The following is a 1,723-nucleotide window of genomic DNA, read 5'->3' on the forward strand; positions in this document are numbered from 1 at the left end:
GGTGTGCTGGGCGGGAAAGGACAGCTCATCCATAATGGATGCGAGACGTACCAAGAAATCATCTCGCAATTCATTAAAAATCGAGACACCCCGAACAAACAGTAAGCGATCGACGCTGGTTAGCATACAAAGATTCAAAACGACATCAGCAAACCCCGGTGGCTCTAAACGGTCAGGTCATCTGTATCTCATCCAGACCCATCTCGGAGGAGCAGCATAGGTTGTCATGGATGGAGTACAGTCCTCGTCCATACCGGCGTCAGTACAGCCAAGGTGCCATGAAGATAACACAGCATCCGAAGCGGCTGACGGGTGGAGGGTGATACCCATCCAACAGCTCACTCTCAGGATTCTAGTGGTCTTTGGGGGAATTCGGACGATCGCTTCTAGGAATTGTCGCAGGACTTGATGTTCACGGAGGCGATCGCAGCTTAAGAAACTCGGAAATCGTAACCGCCACTACCTCGATCATCCCCCAAGATTTGCGAATGTTCCATCAGTGATTGTGCCGGTTCACCCCGACAGTCTAAGATTCAGTAGCTTATGGCTACCACCCTGGCACTGTCGAGATTTTAAGAAGGTTGCCGATATGTACGATAAGATTACCCCACCCACGAATGGCGATCGCATTACCTTTCGCGATGGCGAGCCCATTGTGCCCGATAACCCCATTATTCCCTTTATCCGGGGTGATGGCACGGGGGTTGACATTTGGCCCGCATCCCAACTGGTGTTTGATGCGGCGGTTGCCAAAGCCTACGGCGGTCAGCGGCGGATTGAGTGGTTCAAGGTCTACGCTGGGGATGAAGCCTGTGATGTCTATGGCACCTACCAATATCTCCCCGAAGATACTCTAACGGCGATTAAAGAGTATGGCGTGGCCATCAAAGGGCCTTTGACGACTCCTATTGGTGGCGGTATTCGCTCCCTCAACGTAGCTCTGCGCCAGATTAACGACCTCTATGCCTGCGTGCGTCCCTGCAAGTATTACGCCGGCACCCCCTCGCCCCACAAGAGCCCAGAAAAGCTCGATGTGATTGTCTATCGGGAAAATACGGAAGATATCTATTTAGGCATTGAATGGAAGCAGGGCAGCGAGGTGGGCGATCGCCTCATCAAGTTCCTCAACGAGGAGCTGATTCCTGCCACGCCGGAGCACGGCAAGAAACAAATCCGCCTCGATTCCGGCATTGGCATCAAGCCCATTAGTAAAACCGGCTCCCAGCGCCTCGTGCGCCGCGCCATCCGCCATGCCCTGCGGTTGCCCAAGGACAAGCAACAGGTGACCCTGGTGCACAAGGGCAACATCATGAAATATACCGAAGGGGCCTTTCGCGACTGGGGCTATGAGCTAGCCACTACGGAATTTCGGGCGGAATGTGTTACTGAGCGCGAGTCGTGGATTTTGGGCAATAAGGAAGCCAAGCCTGACCTGAGCGTCGAAGACAATGCTCGCCAAGTGGAGCCCGGCTACGATTCCCTAACGCCGGAGAAAAAGGCAGACATCTGTGGGGAAGTCAAAGACGTCCTAGAAGGCATTTGGGACACCCACGGCAACGGGCAATGGAAGGAGAAGATCATGGTGAACGATCGCATCGCCGACAGCATCTTCCAACAGATTCAAACCCGCCCCGATGAATATTCCATCCTGGCGACGATGAACCTGAATGGCGACTACCTATCGGATGCGGCAGCAGCGATCGTGGGCGGTCTGGGCATGGGG

The 1,723-nt window shown here is 54.1% G+C and carries 1 protein-coding gene; it reads left to right on the forward strand.

Annotated features, from left to right (window positions below; all coding sequences use genetic code 11):
* Positions 1 to 589: 589 nt before the first annotated feature.
* Positions 590 to 1,723 (forward strand): NADP-dependent isocitrate dehydrogenase (locus V6D20_02145; protein ID HEY9814596.1); only part of this gene is annotated, 1,134 nt, incomplete at its 3' end.

The organism is Candidatus Obscuribacterales bacterium, from assembly GCA_036703605.1.
In the GTDB taxonomy this organism is placed as follows: domain Bacteria; phylum Cyanobacteriota; class Cyanobacteriia; order RECH01; family RECH01; genus RECH01.